Annotated in this window: 13 protein-coding genes; all 13 read left to right on the top strand. The window is 29.8% G+C overall.

Features of this window, described 5'->3' with window-relative positions; translation table 11 throughout:
- The 13 genes from LQ677_RS02230 (at position 1) to LQ677_RS02170 (ending at position 16,570) form a co-directional block, all read left to right on the top strand.
- Positions 1–1,167: a glycosyltransferase gene (locus tag LQ677_RS02230; RefSeq protein ID WP_191836185.1), complete on the top strand. Its 1,167-nt coding sequence runs from the start codon at positions 1–3 to the stop codon at positions 1,165–1,167.
- Between the two features lie 145 nt (positions 1,168–1,312).
- Entirely contained in the window at positions 1,313–3,301 is a 1,989-nt protein-coding gene (locus LQ677_RS02225; protein WP_239748061.1) for an acyltransferase family protein, read from the top strand.
- Between the two features lie 210 nt (positions 3,302–3,511).
- On the top strand, positions 3,512–4,795 hold the full coding sequence (locus tag LQ677_RS02220; protein ID WP_126477807.1) for a nucleotide sugar dehydrogenase: 1,284 nt from the start codon (positions 3,512–3,514) through the stop codon (positions 4,793–4,795).
- Positions 4,796–4,813: 18 nt separating this feature from the next.
- Complete coding sequence (locus LQ677_RS02215; RefSeq protein WP_191836187.1) at positions 4,814–5,758, top strand: hypothetical protein; 945 nt, start codon at positions 4,814–4,816, stop codon at positions 5,756–5,758.
- Positions 5,758–8,391, top strand: a complete 2,634-nt coding sequence (locus LQ677_RS02210) for a glycosyltransferase (RefSeq protein WP_239704671.1) — start codon at positions 5,758–5,760, stop codon at positions 8,389–8,391. Before LQ677_RS02215 ends, LQ677_RS02210 begins: the two co-directional genes overlap by 1 nt.
- A 30-nt stretch (positions 8,392–8,421) precedes the next feature.
- A complete protein-coding gene (locus LQ677_RS02205) occupies positions 8,422–10,248 on the top strand; it encodes a hypothetical protein (protein WP_191836188.1) in 1,827 nt (608 codons plus the stop codon).
- 21 nt (positions 10,249–10,269) lie between these two features.
- Entirely contained in the window at positions 10,270–11,082 is an 813-nt protein-coding gene (locus LQ677_RS02200) for an ABC transporter permease (RefSeq protein WP_191836189.1), read from the top strand.
- Positions 11,083–11,094: 12 nt separating this feature from the next.
- On the top strand, positions 11,095–12,306 hold the full coding sequence (locus LQ677_RS02195; RefSeq protein ID WP_037588950.1) for a glycosyltransferase family 4 protein: 1,212 nt from the start codon (positions 11,095–11,097) through the stop codon (positions 12,304–12,306).
- Between the two features lie 58 nt (positions 12,307–12,364).
- Positions 12,365–13,207 carry an ABC transporter ATP-binding protein gene (locus tag LQ677_RS02190; protein ID WP_410250519.1) on the top strand — a complete coding sequence of 281 codons (843 nt, stop codon included), beginning with the start codon at positions 12,365–12,367 and terminating at the stop codon, positions 13,205–13,207.
- Positions 13,208–13,230: 23 nt separating this feature from the next.
- Complete coding sequence (locus tag LQ677_RS02185; protein WP_191836190.1) at positions 13,231–14,556, top strand: glycosyltransferase; 1,326 nt, start codon at positions 13,231–13,233, stop codon at positions 14,554–14,556.
- Between the two features lie 145 nt (positions 14,557–14,701).
- Positions 14,702–14,983, top strand: coding sequence for a hypothetical protein (locus LQ677_RS02180; protein WP_103361564.1), 282 nt, complete (start codon positions 14,702–14,704; stop codon positions 14,981–14,983).
- A gap of 56 nt (positions 14,984–15,039) precedes the next feature.
- Positions 15,040–15,810 (top strand): alpha/beta fold hydrolase, encoded by a 771-nt coding sequence (locus tag LQ677_RS02175; RefSeq protein WP_239748060.1) that lies wholly within the window; start codon positions 15,040–15,042, stop codon positions 15,808–15,810.
- A 4-nt stretch (positions 15,811–15,814) separates the two neighbouring features.
- Positions 15,815–16,570: a nucleoside phosphorylase gene (locus LQ677_RS02170; protein WP_126477812.1), complete on the top strand. Its 756-nt coding sequence runs from the start codon at positions 15,815–15,817 to the stop codon at positions 16,568–16,570.
- The last annotated feature ends 96 nt before the right edge of the window (positions 16,571–16,666 follow it).

Below are 16,666 nucleotides of genomic sequence, written 5' to 3'. Positions count from 1 at the left end.
ATGAAATCTTTTACATTTTTAGTTCACAATATTTATCATATGGGTGGGACGACGAAATCAATTTCTAATCTGGCAAATAAATTAAGTAAAAAAGGTCACGCTGTAAAAATATTGTCAGTATTTAAAGCGAGTGATGAACCTTATTTTAAGTTGCATGAAAATATAGAAATTCAACCCATTATTGAATATAACAAAACCATCAAAGGGTTGAAAAATATATTTGTAAATAGAATCAATAAGTATACACCTTTTTTGAGTCCTAAAATTATTCATCCGTCTGAACCTGGACTTCATCAATTTTCAAGTCATATTGAGCAACAAATTGTTAAAGCCATTCAGAATGTGAATACAGATATTATTGTAGGTACACGAGCAAGTTACAATATACTTGTTAGCAAATATGCAAGTCAGTCGGTATTTAAAATTGGTATGGAACATATGTATTTATATGCACATGATGAGCAATATCAAAAAGATATACTTAAAAGTTATGAACACCTTGATTTAGTGACGACATTAACTAAAGAGGATCAACAAGATTATCAACAAGGTTTAACACATACTAAAGTGATTATTGTTCCAAATATACTAAATGAAACTCAATATAATGTAGAGAAATATAATACAATTGTTGCTGCAGGTAGATTTGAGCATGAAAAAGGGTTTGATTTGTTACTGGATAGTATCAATTTAATTCAAGACACAATGCGAAAACACCAATTTCAATTAGAATTATATGGAGATGGACAAGAAAAAGAACAATTCCATCAATTGATCAATCAATATAATATTCAAGATATTGTGAAACTTAAGCCTACTACTAACGCATTATCAAAAGTATTAGCTGAAAGTAAGATTACGGCTGTTCCATCGAGAGTTGAAGGTTTTGGACTTGTTATATTAGAGGCGATGTATCAACGAAATGTAGTTATCAGTTATAAGGGCTGTTATGGTCCAGAATTTTTAATTGAAAATCAAAAAAATGGTTATTTAGTAGACTACCAAGATGCTAAACAATATGGAAAGCAACTTGCGTATGTTATTGAAAATTATCATCATTCTGATGTTCAAAATGTCATTCAAAAAGGTTTAGAAAGAAGTAACGATTTCGACGGAGATGTCATTTATGAGCAATTCATGAAAGATCTAAACAAGCATTTTAAATAAGCAACAACCTCAATCCCTAACAAGCCAATTGTTAGGGATTTTTTAATAGGGTGTTAAGATATTGTAAATATTAATTAATTGTCTTTCTAATAAATATCCTTATATATATACTTACAACTGTATAATACTTAAAGGAGATTTTTATATGCAGACAAATCCTATTAATCTAGAGAAAAAATTTAGACCTGAAATTGAGGGGCTAAGAGTTATTGCAGCATTATTAGTTGCGATATATCATATTTGGTTTGGGAAAGTGTCTGGGGGCGTCGATGTATTTTTCGTTGTTTCAGGATTCTTAATTACCACATCCATTATTTCTAAATACAATAAAACAGGGTCATTTAAATTTATACCTTACATAACAGGATTAATTAAAAGGTTATTCCCTTCTGTTATAACGGTGTTACTTGTTACGGTTATCTTAAGCTTTTTCTTATTGCCAGAATCAATACTAGGTAAAACGATAAAAGAAATCTTTGCTTCTTTATTTTATTATCAAAACTGGCAACTCGCTTTATCGAGTACAGATTATTTAAATAAAGATCAAATGAAGACGCCAGTTGAACATTTTTGGGCAATGTCGATTCAAGGACAATTCTATATTATATGGTTTGTCATCTTTAGTTTGTTTTTTATGTTATATAAAAAATACACTAACCTTAAAGTTATTAATGTCATAAATCTTTGTTTAGGTACATTATTTATCGTTTCATTGTCCTATTCTATTTATTTAACGCACGTCAATCAACCTTGGGCATATTTCCATACATTTACAAGAGTTTGGGAATTCTCACTCGGCGGATTATTAGCAATCAACCTTAATAAAATTAAAATTAATCGTCTAGTAGCAAGTTTAATTGGATGGTTAGGTTTAATTGGCTTGATCTTAACGGGTATTATTTTTAATGTATCAACAATGTTTCCTGGATATATTGCACTATGGCCAATGTTATGTGCCGTATTTATACTCGTTTCTGGTAACTATGAAACTAAATATGGTGTTAAGAAATTCTTAGGATCATCCATTATGGTGAAGATTGGCGGATTGTCATTTGGCTTATATTTATGGCATTGGGTGATTTTATCATTTTATCAGTATCATAATAATGAACGACCTGGAATTGTATTAGGTATTTGTATGATTTTACTATCATGGTTATTATCATATTTCATGACACGTTATATTGAAAAGCCAATTAGATCAGCATCTTCAGATAAAATTGCATTCAAAAAATTAGGAATTGGATTAGCGATACAGTTATTGGCAATCGCATCTTTATATTTCGTTATCTTTAATAATCCTTTTGAAAAAGAAAAAGTAGCATTGAGTGAAAATTATCCCGGAGCAATGGCTGCAGAAAAGCATGTAAAAGTTAAAGAAGGTGTAGAAGCAATTCCAGAGTTTTCAAAAATCAGAAATGAATCACCTGATTCTACAAGAGACAAAGTTCATCAAAAAATAGGTGAATCAAAAGTTCTAGTTGGAGAGTACGGTAAAAAAGAAAACTATGATAAGACAATCGCTTTAGTAGGGAGCTCTCACGCACAACATTGGTTAGGCGCACTTCAAAAAGCAGCTGAAGAAGGAAATTATAGAGTATTAAGCATGACGAAAAGTGGCTGTGTATTAACAACGAATGACAGTGACCGAGATTGTACCGAGTGGAATAAAAATTTAATTAAAGAACTTGATAAGCAAGATGTCGATTTAGTTGTAACAACTGCAGATTCAAGTACAGATGTAAATGGACAAATCGACCCATTACAATTAAAACAATATCAAAACATTACAAATACAAAAACACCAATTATGGCTATAAGAGATAATCCGAGATATGAGTTTAATGTTCCAGAAACATTAGATAAATTCGGAGAACAAGAAACGATTAAGAAGATGAATGCTAAACAACGTTTGCCAAAAGTATCTAAATGGGATCAACTTGAACAAAAGCCAGAACAAACAAAATATGTAGATTATACATCGTATTTCAAAGAAGATGGAAAGTTTGCACCTGTTATAGGTAACGTCATTGTATATATGGACAAAGGACATATATCAAATAGTTACTCTAAAACGTTTGGTCCTAAAATAAAGAAAGATATCGAACAATACTTTAAAGAACTTAATCATTAATCTATAAAGCCCTTCAATCATATGAATTTATATGATCGAAGGGCTATTTTTAACACAAAATATTGAGCAATTGTAAACAATGATAAAAGAGTGTAAACCCTTCCTTAAGTATCTGTTAAACGACTGTTTATTGTATTCATAGAAGTTACAATATATTTAACATTACGAAAGTAATAGCTTAACAATTAATTATTAAAGGATGGATATAATATGAAATTAACTACTATTGGTTTAGGATACATTGGATTACCAACATCAATTATGTTTGCGAAACATGGTGTAGATGTTGTAGGTGTCGATATAAATAAAGAAGCAGTAGATAAATTAAATAATGGTCAAATTCATATTGAAGAGCCTGGCTTACAAGAAGCTTATGAAGAAGTGTTAGCTAAAAATAAATTCAAAGCAAGTATGCAACCTGAAAAAGCAGATGCATTTATTATTGCAGTTCCAACTCCAAATAATGATGATCAATATGAATCATGTGATATTTCGTTAGTAATGGGTGCAGTTGAATCTATCGTACCATTTTTAGAAAAAGGTAATACGGTCATTGTAGAATCTACGATAGCACCAAGAACAACGGATGATCATGTTAAACCATATCTTGAAAGCCAAGGATTTGAAATTGGTAAAGATATATTTTTAGTACATTGCCCTGAAAGAGTGTTACCAGGAAAAATATTACATGAACTTATTCATAACAATCGCATAATTGGTGGTATAACGCCAGCATGTGTTGAAGCGGGTAAACGTGTATATGGAACATTCGTACAAGGTGAAATGATTGAAACAAATGCTAAGACAGCAGAAATGAGTAAGTTAATGGAAAATACTTACCGTGACTTGAATATTGCGCTAGCAAATGAACTTGCGATGGTATGTAATCATTTAGATATTAACGTATTAGAAGTTATCAAGATGGCGAACAAACATCCACGTGTGAATATTCACTTACCAGGTCCAGGTGTTGGTGGTCATTGTTTAGCAGTTGATCCATACTTTATTATCGCTAAAGATCCAGAAACAACGAATCTCATTCAAGAAGGTAGACGTATTAATCGTTCAATGCCTCAATATGTTATTAATGAGTCTAAGAAAATGTTAGAAACTTTAAATGGTCATAAGGTTGTTGTATTTGGATTAACTTATAAAGGTGATGTAGATGATGTCAGAGAATCGCCAGCATTTGATATTTATAATGATTTGAGAAAAGAAAATGATATTCAAGTAGAAGCATATGATCCACATGTTGAGCTAGGTTTTGTCCAAAAAGATATTCAAAAAGCAGTTAAAGATGCATCTCTTGTATTAATTTTGAGTGACCATTCAGAATTCAAAAATTTAGTAGATCAAGATTTTGAAGGTATGAAAGACAAAGTCATTTTCGATACGAAAAATGTTGTTCAATCACAATTTGAGCAAGTTAAATATTACAACTACGGTAATTTATATACTTTCGGAAAAAATATTGCACTTTCATTTAATAAGTAAAGATTGAGGGGTCTTCATATGATAGACGTTAACAGTCCAATTATTCAAAGCGGATTGAGCTTTCAAATAATTTTAAGAGAACCAGAAAATCAAAAAATATTTGATGTAGATAAAAATGAACTTGTTGTAGGATATGCTTCTGATTATTTAAATAAAGCATTAAAAGTTATTTCTATAAAAGTGATAGAAAGTGAACTATATGGATTAATTGTAAGAGGTACGAATATTATAGGGTGGACAAGATTAAATCATTCTATCAAATTAATTTCGAAACCTATTGATACGATAAGAGTAGATTTACGTCATTTCTCTACACCACAAATTAATAGAGAACTAGGGTTTGGTGATGACTATAATTTACTATTTAAAGAAAAAAACTTTTCATCTAGAGCATTGTATTTATTTGGAGGTGAAGTGTTAGAAGCTGTATTTAATAAAGGAACATTTGCAGGATTTGTGCATACGAAAGACATAGATAGAGCAATTCCTATTAATAAAAAAGTATCAATAGAAGAATCTACAGTCTTTTATCAAGATAGCGCATTGCACAAATCAATTGATCTATCCTTGGATAAAGAACAATTTGATTTCAATAACGTCTTGATCGATATGGTGTTCTTAAAAGCAGAATCGGTAAGGATTATTATTAAAAAGAAAAAATATTGGATGAGCTTTAATGACTTAAAAGATAAAAGCATCATTCAAGATTTAGAAGCTAAACAATATGAAAACTATAACGAATTAACGCTAGAACAGCTGGATATGATTACAAACTTTCAAGAAGAAAGAAAAGAGTCAAAATCTGCAATTGTTCGTTTAATAAACGAAAATATCTCATTACAAAAAACAAATAAAAATGAAGAGAAAAATCAGTATGAACGATTATATATGAATTTAAAAAATTCTAAATTAGGAAAGATTCAAACGAAATACTGGAGTTGGAGAAATAGGAGGAAATCATAATGTCTTCAAATATGCCAACAAATATCAATCAAAAAAATAATATCGAATCAACTAAAGAGGCTTTAGTCAATTTTGATGATAAAACAAAAGTTGAACAATTAGAAGAAGTGTTAAATATTGTTGAACAAGATTATATGTATGGACTATATAAATTAAAAAAGGTTAAAGATCATACAAATCATCATAATTACTATAAAAAAGTAGCAGAAGAATCAAAATTAGATTTCCTTGAAAAACACCAACAACATTTATCAAACCTTGTGAATTCTAATACATCGCGTGTATTTATTAAAAACAAATACAAAGTTGGTCTTATAGCTGATGAATTTTTATATAACTCATTTAAAGATATTGGGAATATCGTTTATTTAGATAGTAAATTTACAGATTTAAGTCGTGATATGGATGTTTTAATCGTTGCGACAGCATGGAGAGGTATAGACGGAAGTTGGACTGGTTTAGCATCAGTTAATAGTAAGAAAAGAAGAATGTTATTTGAAGGTATTCAACAAGCTAGAAAATTCAATATACCGATTGTCTTTTATTCTAAAGAAGATCCCGTCAATTTCCATTTATACAAAGATATCGCGACAGAATGCGATATTATTCTGACATCAGCTGCTGAAGTAGTAGAAGATTATAAAGAATATTGTCAAAATGATAAAGTATATGTACTACAATTTGGTATTAATCCTCATTACCATAATCCAGTAGGGACGAGAAGTTCATATAATAAATCATTTAAAAACGATGTTATTTTTGCAGGAAGTTGGACTGAGAAATATCCTGTTAGAAACCAAGAATCTGCAAGAATATTTGATGAGTTAATCAAAAAAAATCATAAATTAACCATTATTGATAGAAATTTACCATTGCGAAGAAAACGTTATCAATTCCCAATGAAATATATCCCATACTTAACAATGCCAATTGATCATGAAGAACTTATGAAACTGCATAAAGTATATAGATGGGCAATAAATGTCAATTCAGTAAAATATTCAGAAACGATGTTTGCGAATAGAATATTTGAATTACAAGCTTTTGGGAATTTAATCTTATCTAACTATTCAGTAGGTGTTAATAATCAATTTCCAAATGTATTTATGGTTAATCATAAAACTGATGTGGCACCAATTATGAACCAATATCAAGAATATGAAATAGAAGATATGCAGGCTAAAAGTATACGTAGTGTGATGAGAAATTGTACGACGTATCATCGTTTAGATGAAGTCTTATCATATATTGGCATTGAACCTACTCAAAAAGAATCGCAAATACTCGTTATTGTTGATGCATTAACCGATAAAATGAAAGATATTCTATATCGACAATTACATGTTCAGTTTGATGTTATAGAAGCTCAAGATACAGTAGAAGATGCATCACAATATGATTTTATAACTTACATGAAAGATTCAATTGAATATGAAGAGTATTATTTAGAAGATTTATTAACAGCATTTAAATATGTAGATGTTGATTTTGTTACGAAAGATAAACAACATGAAGCACATCAATTTATTGAAAAAGCTCAAAATAAATATGTAACAATGTATCATAAAAATATATTCGATCAACAGTTGAATGTTACACAATCTCAAAATGGTTATAATTTAGATCAATCAGAAATTTATGACGAATATTTATATGGTCAAAATAACCGCAAGAAAAAATTAAGTGTCATTATTCCAATTCATAATAACGGTACTTATTTAGAAGATAAGTGTATGAGAAGTTTAAGAAGATCTTCAATATTTAAAGAGATGGAAATTATATTCGTAAATGATGGTAGTACGGATTCTGAAACGATATCTATTATTAATCGATTAAGAAGACGATACCCAGATATCGTTTACTATGCATATGAAGAAGGATCAGGTAGTGCTTCAAGACCTAGAAATAAAGGTGCTGAACTTGCCTCTACAGATTATATTACTTATTTAGACCCTGATAACGAAGCGACTGGTGATGGGTATGCAACTTTATTAGAAGAAATAGAATCGAATAAAGATGTCGATATGGTCGTCGGTAATATTATTAAAGAAGATAACAAGCGCAGAGCACTGTTTAATTATGCGGGCACAGTGATGAAGTATAACGATGGAAAATTATTAATCGACGACCCTAAAAAATATATGAAAAAATGTGGTCTACGTGCTCAAAGTATTCAAGCTTTAATCATTAAATCACAAATTATTAAAGATAATCATATTCGAATGATTGAAGGTGCTGCTGGCCAAGATACGTTATTCTTCCAAGAATTAATGATTCATTCTAAAAAAGTACAAGCTGTAACAGATGTTATTCATATGTATTACGCTGCCGTGTCTGGATCAGTTACAAATTCGATTTCTAAGAAGCTATTTGATAAATATTACACATTAGAAATTGAAAGAATTCCATTTTACGAAAAACATGGATTACTAACATCCTACTTAGAACATAGATTTAATTTTTACGTAAAAGGCTGGTACTTGCCAAGATTAGAAAAAGTGAAACCAGAAGAAAGAAAAGAAGCCGTAGAACGATTTTTAGAAATATATAGTTTGTATGATCAATATAAACGACCTGAAGACCATGATTTAAATCAATATGTTGAACATTTAAAGCAAGAGGTTCAGCAATAATTGCGTGATTGATATAAGGGGGTGTGTATGATGGATAATACGTTCATAAGATTTAACAAAGCATATATGATTGTTCCTCGACAAATTTCAATTGAAGATCAAAACTATCGTCAACATATTCAATTCACTGACTTTACGATTTATTTTTCAAATGATTTAAGTTCATATGAGTATACAAAGAATGACATCAAAGTAGTCATATTAGGTCATTTTGTGCATACGAAAAATGTCGATTTAAAATATCCTGAAATATGCGCCGAATTATTGTCTCACGAAATTGATTCTTATGCTTTTCTTGAAGAGATGAGTTTTTATAATGGCAGGTATGTTATGTTGATAGAATATAATGGACGTTTGCTACTATATAATGATGCAACGTCATTTTTATCATTGTATTATCATGCATCTCATGATTTGTACGCTAGTCATTCAGAATTAGTAAATCAACTCGTAAAATTATGTTTTGATAAGACTTGTGAAAGAATCGCACATAAGTCATATGGATTTTTAGACTATAGCAAATATAAAGATGTTTATAAATTCAATGCCAATACAAGATTTAATATAACAGACCATACAATTAAAAGAATTTATCCAATCAACCCATGTGTTAAGAAATCAGCAGAAGAAGTATATGATATTGTTAATGATGAAATTGAAGCAGCGGTTGATTATTTATTTCGATTTGATCAAAAAGTGATTTGTTCTATCACAGCTGGTCATGATTCTAAAGTATCCTTATCTTATATTAAAGAACATATCAATGATGTGAATTTCTTTACTTATACAAAAAATATTGATGAATTAGAACATAAACAAACTGCTCATATTTATCGTATAGATGAATATATTTCTCAAAAGTTAGCATACAATTTAAATTTAAAGCATACGTTATTTAATATGGATCAACTAGCAGTCAATTCAAATTTGATTGATAGATATCAGTTATATGAAACAAATCATAGTATTCATTTAATCAATTATTATCATGAGAATAGGTCGTTTAATCATTGTATACATTTAAAATCTACTATCTTTGAACTTGCTAAAAGTATTATTCCTAAGCGGATACAAAGAGCAGACTCATTTTTACCGTATGAAAATGCAATCAAAAAATGGGCTAAAGATTTTCCAGTGGATCAATTATCTCACGATTATTTACTAGAATTTGTTAAAAGAAATAATCTCTATAAGACGATTGAATTAGGTTATCATCCTTATGAAACGTTGTATTACGAATCTAGAATGAACGGTTGGCATAGCTGTATTGTTCAAGAAAGTGATGATTATTTAGATGTGTTTAGCTTAATCAATACGAGGCATATCTTATTTGAATTTATGAGTATTAATCAGGAAGATAAGCAAAACCAAATGTTACATAAATTGATGATTAAACATCATTGGCCAATTTTAAATTACTTTCAAATCAATGACGTGAACACATTAGAGGATAGAATAATTCAATTAGAAGAAGACACAAATGAGCAAGTAGAAAGTTTGGCGAATATTATGATTCAAACTGAAGATTTCTATCAAGTGATACAAAATGAAAAAAAGTTATTTCGTGCATTAACACCTGAATTTAGTTATGACAATCAAAAGAAAATGATGTTAACGAATACGCAGGATAACACGATTACACTTGAATTAAGAACATTTTATCAAAATAAAAAAGGCAGAGATACGGTGTACTTTGATATAGAAAGTGAGTCAATCGACTTAGTAGATTTGAGTAAAAACAATTTAGAATTGACAATAAAACCACAATCATCTATTACAATATCTGTCTACGCAAGTAAGAGTTTTGAAAAAGAATCTTGGGTTAGCGCTTCACAATTTGAACTTATTGAAAAATAAAAATCAAGTAGGTCGTTATATATGAAGATAGTTATTGATATCTTAAATGAACAATTTAATAATTTACCTAAAATTTTTAAACTTGCAATTTATAATATGAAAAGTCAATATGCCAATCATTATCTTGGTGTATTTTGGAATATACTACAACCCATCTTACAAGTTGCTGTATATTATCTTGTGTTTGGTTTAGGGTTAAGAGGAGATGCGAGTGCTCAAGTAGTAGGCGTACCATTTTTAGTACATCTTATTTCAGGTTTGTTTCCTTGGTTATTTATATCACAAGGGATCAATACAGGTGCATCTGCTATTCAAGGCAATATTGGACTCTTATCAAAAATGAAATTCCCATCTTCAATATTTATTTCTATAGCTTTAACGAATAATATGATTAATTTAATGATCACATCAGCCATTTTATTTGTCGTATCTGTCATTAATGGATATGTACCTTGGTGGCATTACTTTTGGTTTATATACTTTTTAGTTGCATCTTATGCAATTATTTTTGGTATTTCATTAATTATGAGTACATTAATTATTGTTATTCGCGATACTAAAAATTTACTACAAAATGTTATAAGAATGCTATTCTTTATGACACCTATCTTTTGGGCGATGGAAGAAGCACATGGTATTTTACAAAGATTAGCAAGCTTAAATCCATTTGCATATTTAGTAGGTGTTTATCGTACGGCGTTTGTGCATGATAACGTTTCTGTGTACGGACAATGGCATGATCATTTATATTTTTGGCTTTTAACAATTATATTATTATTAATAGGTTCATTGGTTCATTCAAGGTTTAAACGGAAATTACTAGACTACTTATAGGGTGTTCATAATATGACAAAGAAATTATTAATGATTTCACAAAATTTTTATCCAGAACTTGGGTCTGCTGCAAATCGAATGAAAATGATGTTCAAAGCTTTTCGTTCAAGTGGTTCAGATCCGACAATGTTAACAACTGAGCCAACATATCCTAACCAAAGTTTATTTGAAGACCAATCTTATTTTACAGATGCATCTTTAAATAAATTAGAAAAGAAGAAAATTATTCGAATGAAAATGCATGGTAATAAGCAAAATAGTAATTTTATCATGAGGTTAGTCTATTATATAGAACAATACGTTAGATTAAGAGTCTTCTTGAAAATGCACAATGACGATTACGATATTGTGTATGTTTCTAGTCCAAATATATTTCTAGCATGGGCGACGTTATTTTTTAAAAGTGCGAAACATCCGACATATGTATTAGAAATTAGAGATTTATGGCCAGACAGTGTAAATGGATTAAAGCATATTAACATAAGTTTATTTATGCCACTATTAAAATATTTAGAGAAAAAAATGTATAATTCTGCTGATAAAATTGTCATTAATAATGAAGCATTTAGGTCACATATTCAGAAACGGTTACAGCGAAAAGTGCCTATATTTTATTTACCAAATGGCATTTCAAGAAATGAACTGATAACTGAAGAAAAATATAATGATTTTAGTGTTATTTATACAGGAAATATTGGATATGCCCAAGATGTAGATAAACTTATTTCAATATGCTTAGCTTTAAATGATAAACAAATCAATGTTACAGCGATTGTTTATGGTGTTCAAGCTGACAAGTTTAGAAAAGCTGTGAGAGATTGTAAATATATTCAAGTGAAAAAGCCAATGGATCGTACAGCTTGTTTAACTGAAATATCTAAACATCATATTTCACTTTCCATTTTAGAATCTTCAGATGTGTTTATGAATGTGATGCCTGGAAAAATTGTAGACGCTATTGGTGTCGGAACACCTCCTATATCTAATATTAGTGGTCCAACTGAAGCCATTATTCAAAAATATAATCTAGGATTTGCAAGAAGACAAGCTTCAATAGATACAATCGTTAACGAAATTGAATCATTAAAATATGATGAACAAGCTTTATCTATTAAAGCTAAGAATGCACGTGAATATCGTGATGAACACCTCATTTGGGAAGATAATATTGAAAAGCTTATGACATTTTTAAGAAAAGGTGATAGAGATGACAAATACTTATAAAATAAAATGTGAAAATGTCTCGAAAGTTTACGACTTAAATGTAAACAGAAAAGATAAGCTGCTATCTTTATTTACTTTTGGATTAAGTTATAAATCTAAACCTTATTATGCTTTACATGATATTTCATTTGAAGTAGAAGAAGGGACATCTGTAGGTATAATTGGATTAAATGGTTCAGGTAAATCAACTTTATCTAATATTCTAGGTGGTGTTGTTGAACCTTCGTCTGGTACAGTTTATACAAATGGTAAGCCGTCGCTAATTGCGATTGGCGCAGGGTTAAATCCTGAATTTACAGGTGAAGAAAATATTCATTATAAATGTTTAATGCACGGTATGTCGCAACGAGAAATAAATGAAAAATTTGATGATATTGTACAGTTTAGTGAACTTGATGAATTTATTTATCAACCTTTAAAATCATATTCTAGTGGTATGAAATCAAGATTAGGCTTTGCAATTGCGATTCATACAGATCCAGATATACTTATTGTTGATGAAGCATTGTCAGTAGGCGATGAAACTTTTTCGAATAAATGTATAGATAAAATGCATGATTTACAAGAACAAGGAAAAACAATATTTTTTGTATCACATTCAGCAGGACAAATCAAAAAAATGTGTAAAAAAGCGATTTGGATACATTACGGTGAGATGGTTGCATATGGTGAAGTCAATGATATCGTAACGAGGTACGTTAATCTCATTCAGAAAGTAAAAAAGAAATCGAAACAAGAACAATTAGAATATAAACGTATAAAAATCCAACAACAACGTAATAAAGAAGTTGATGATTCAGTCATACAAAAAGAAAAAAGACCAACAAGTTTAATAGCGATGATTGGGATCATGAGTGTGGCATGGATATATATACTACTATTCCAAGTAGGGATACTATAAATTGCATGGAATGAGGTTATCAAATGAAAAAGGTCACAATGTTTGTATGGAATCATTTTACGAATGATGCAAGAGTCAATAGAGAGTGTACAACTTTAGCGGATAATGGATATGACATAAATTTAATTGCGATAAATGATCCGAAAAATCCTGCTATTTCAGCTTATGAAGAAATATCTAATACATTTAAAGTTCATAGAGTGAAGAGATATCCATGGTTATTGCAAGCTTATCAAGATCATGGCAAGAAATTCTTATTAGTTGTAGCTGGTGTCCAAGTTGTTATTATACCAAGTCTTTTCTATATCAGTTTCACATTAATGGCAGCTTATTTGTTATCACTCGTGGTTGCTGCAGGTATGATAAAGTTTAAAAAAATAAGAAAATGGTTTATAAATGGTGCAATTATTACGAGAATGATTGTAAAAGGTTATATACAAAATGCTGATATTTATCATGCAAATGATTTAAACACATTGCCTCAAGCTATCGTATGTTCTAAATTACGCTTAAAACCGAAGCCATTAATTTATGATAGCCATGAAGTCCAATCTGACAGAACAGGTTATAATCCAAAAACAATTAAGTCTATTGAGTCGTTTATGTTAAAATTTGTAGATCAAATGATTGTAGAAAATCATACAAGAGCAAAATACAATGAAGATATTTATGGATTCTATCCTAAAACATTGTATAACTACTCAGAGAAATACAATATTGAAGAAAAGCCACAAATCAATTTACATAAGAAAATAGGCATCAATGAAGATGAGAACATTTTACTTTATCAAGGCGGACTCCAACAAGGAAGAGGGCTTGAATTGCTTATAGAGGCTATGGATGAAATTAAAGAAGGTCATTTACTATTTATCGGTGGTGGGAAGTTAACGCAACCTTTAAAAGAACAAGCCGAAGCTTCCAAACAAGCTGATAGAATTCATTTCTTAGATAAAGTGCCATTTCAAGAATTACCATCATATACGCGTGAAGCATATCTTGGATTCCAAGTGTTGCAGAACATTTGCTTCAATCACTATTCAGCAAGTTCAAATAAATTGTTTGAATATATGATGGCTCACGTACCAGTTATCAGTTGTGACTTCCCAGAAATTAAGAAAGTAGTCGAAGAAACTAATACCGGTTTAGTTGTGGATTCACATAATGCTTCAGAAATAGCTAATGCAGTGAATCAACTTGTAAAAGATACAAGCTTAAGAAATCAATTAAGTGAAAACACTAAACAAGCCAAAGAAATCTATAATTGGAATAATGAAAAATCAAAATTACTCGAAGTCTATAATCAATTTGTACCAATAGATCATCCAATAACTCAAGTTCATACAAAATGACAAAAGGTCTACCATGCCTCGGCATCGTAGACCTTTTTATGTTGTTTGAAGTCGTTACCGTTAATATTAACTAACTTGTGTTTTGTAAATATTGGGATTACAATTATATAATTAAGATAGTAACGGTAGAAGGAGTAATTGTAAGATGTATATTAAAAAGAGTATAGAACGCGTTAGCAATTTTATTGAAGTAGGTAATGAACGAGAAGCAATGATGTTACTAAGAGATCTAGAAGCAAATGTTGTAAGATATGATTTTGAAATAATGGGAGACGGGTTTAACAAATTTGCTGAAATATACGTATCACAAAAAAACAGAAAAAAAGCAATCGAAATGTATCAAAAAGCAATCCTATATTATAGAGAAGTCGGAAACCAAGAAAAAGTATCCCAAGTCAGTCGTAACTTTGAAAATCTGATTTTGTAGATTTGGTAGAGGTAAGTAAGTAAAAAACTACATTTATCTTTAATGAAGGAGCTTATATGGAAGAACAAATATTATTTCTTTCTGGTTTAGGCAGTCATAGATTATTTTTGGAAGATTTAAATAACCAATTGGATAATCTGAATTTAGTTCAAATTGATCTGCCAGGTCATGGTTTGAATTTAGATGTTATTGTTAATGATTTAAATGAATTAGTGGAGTGGTTTAAAACAGAGATAAAAATTTATGGTAATGAAGAACTGTCTATAATGGGACATTCTTTAGGAGCAGATTTATTATCTTATATAAGTATCAAGGTTCCACAAATTAAAAATATTATATTATTAGATGGTGGATTATTTAATCTTGAAGACCTAGAATACAGCAGTGAAGTTGAAATAAAAGATACTAAAAATCATTTAGAAAATTTTCAATTCAAGAACTTGGACGAATTTATAGAGACAGAAAAAGACGCATATAAAACATGGAATCAAAATTTATTAGAAGCATCAACTGCAAGGATGACTTTCAATTTAAATAAACATGTTTATGAACTTAATATTAATGAACTTTCTATTCTAAAATTATTGAAAATAAGAAGACAAATCAACTTACCTACCTTCAATCAATTAATAGACAGAAATATAATGGTCTTATTACCACAAGAACAGGACCAATTCATCTTAGACATGAAAATTAAAAATATACCTTCACATATTTCCTGTAAAACAATCCCTAACAGTGGCCACGATATTTATATAGATAACCCTGTAACAGTAGGGAAAGAAATAAAGAGTTGGTTAAGTACTATAAATGAACAAGGGAGGTAATTAAATGATAACCGATTCATTTGATATACAAGGAAAACCAATTGTAAATTTGAGTGACTTCTATGGTGAACAACAATTCAAAGTTGAAGTTTGTTTAATTACATATTCTAAAGAAATATACGATGGTATTCTAAGAGAAAATAAATGCGAAAAAATCGGTGAAATCAAAGCCTCTAACGGAGCATTTCCTATATATAAATTCATTTATAACGGTAAAGCTGTAGCATTTTATCTATCTGCAATTGGTTCAACGCTTGCTTCTCAATATTGCATGATATGTAATTGGATAACAGGTGCTACAAAATTTGTAATGTTTGGTTCAGCAGGAAGTCTTGATAGCGAAAGGACTTTTAATAAATTTATAATACCTACTCACAGCTATAGAGATGAAGGAATGTCATATCATTACGCCCCTCCATCAGACTATATTAAAGTAAAGAATGCTAATAAATTAGCTGAAGTATTTAATAAATTAGCGTTACCATTTATAGAAGGTAAAGTTTGGACAACTGATGCAGTACTAAGGGAAACAAACACGCAGTATAATAAAAGAAAAAAAGAAGGATGTATAGCAGTAGATATGGAGCTTGCTGGAGTACAAGCAGTTTGTGATTTTCACGGATTTGAAATATTTAACTTTCTTGTAACTGGTGATGTACTTTCTGAAGAAACATATAATGTAGATGGATTAAAAGAAGCGAATCATAATATAGACAAATTTCATGTAGCTTTGAATATTATAGAAGAACTTGACTTATAAATCATGGAAAAATACTAGTACAATTTAATCAGATACCCCTAACTTAAGTAAGTTAGGGGTATTCCATTTATCAAGACTGACCAAACAAGATAAAAA

It is taken from the genome of Mammaliicoccus sp. Q-M61 (genome assembly GCF_022386055.1).
Classification (GTDB): domain Bacteria; phylum Bacillota; class Bacilli; order Staphylococcales; family Staphylococcaceae; genus Mammaliicoccus; species Mammaliicoccus sciuri_A.
Note: the sequence above shows the minus strand (reverse complement) of the source record. Positions and strands in the feature narration are given on the sequence as shown.

Bases quoted from the DNA above. Each gene is read 5' to 3' on its own strand.
- LQ677_RS02225 (WP_239748061.1), top strand. From the start codon at position 1,313: ATGCAGACAAATCCTATTAATCTAGAGAAAAAATTTAGACCTGAAATT.
- LQ677_RS02220 (WP_126477807.1), top strand. From the start codon at position 3,512: ATGAAATTAACTACTATTGGTTTAGGATACATTGGATTACCAACATCA.
- LQ677_RS02185 (WP_191836190.1), top strand. From the start codon at position 13,231: ATGAAAAAGGTCACAATGTTTGTATGGAATCATTTTACGAATGATGCA.
- LQ677_RS02170 (WP_126477812.1), top strand. From the start codon at position 15,815: ATGATAACCGATTCATTTGATATACAAGGAAAACCAATTGTAAATTTG.
- LQ677_RS02205 (WP_191836188.1), top strand. From the start codon at position 8,422: ATGGATAATACGTTCATAAGATTTAACAAAGCATATATGATTGTTCCT.
- LQ677_RS02215 (WP_191836187.1), top strand. From the start codon at position 4,814: ATGATAGACGTTAACAGTCCAATTATTCAAAGCGGATTGAGCTTTCAA.
- LQ677_RS02175 (WP_239748060.1), top strand. From the start codon at position 15,040: ATGGAAGAACAAATATTATTTCTTTCTGGTTTAGGCAGTCATAGATTA.
- LQ677_RS02180 (WP_103361564.1), top strand. From the start codon at position 14,702: ATGTATATTAAAAAGAGTATAGAACGCGTTAGCAATTTTATTGAAGTA.
- LQ677_RS02195 (WP_037588950.1), top strand. From the start codon at position 11,095: ATGACAAAGAAATTATTAATGATTTCACAAAATTTTTATCCAGAACTT.
- LQ677_RS02210 (WP_239704671.1), top strand. From the start codon at position 5,758: ATGTCTTCAAATATGCCAACAAATATCAATCAAAAAAATAATATCGAA.
- LQ677_RS02230 (WP_191836185.1), top strand. From the start codon at position 1: ATGAAATCTTTTACATTTTTAGTTCACAATATTTATCATATGGGTGGG.
- LQ677_RS02200 (WP_191836189.1), top strand. From the start codon at position 10,270: ATGAAGATAGTTATTGATATCTTAAATGAACAATTTAATAATTTACCT.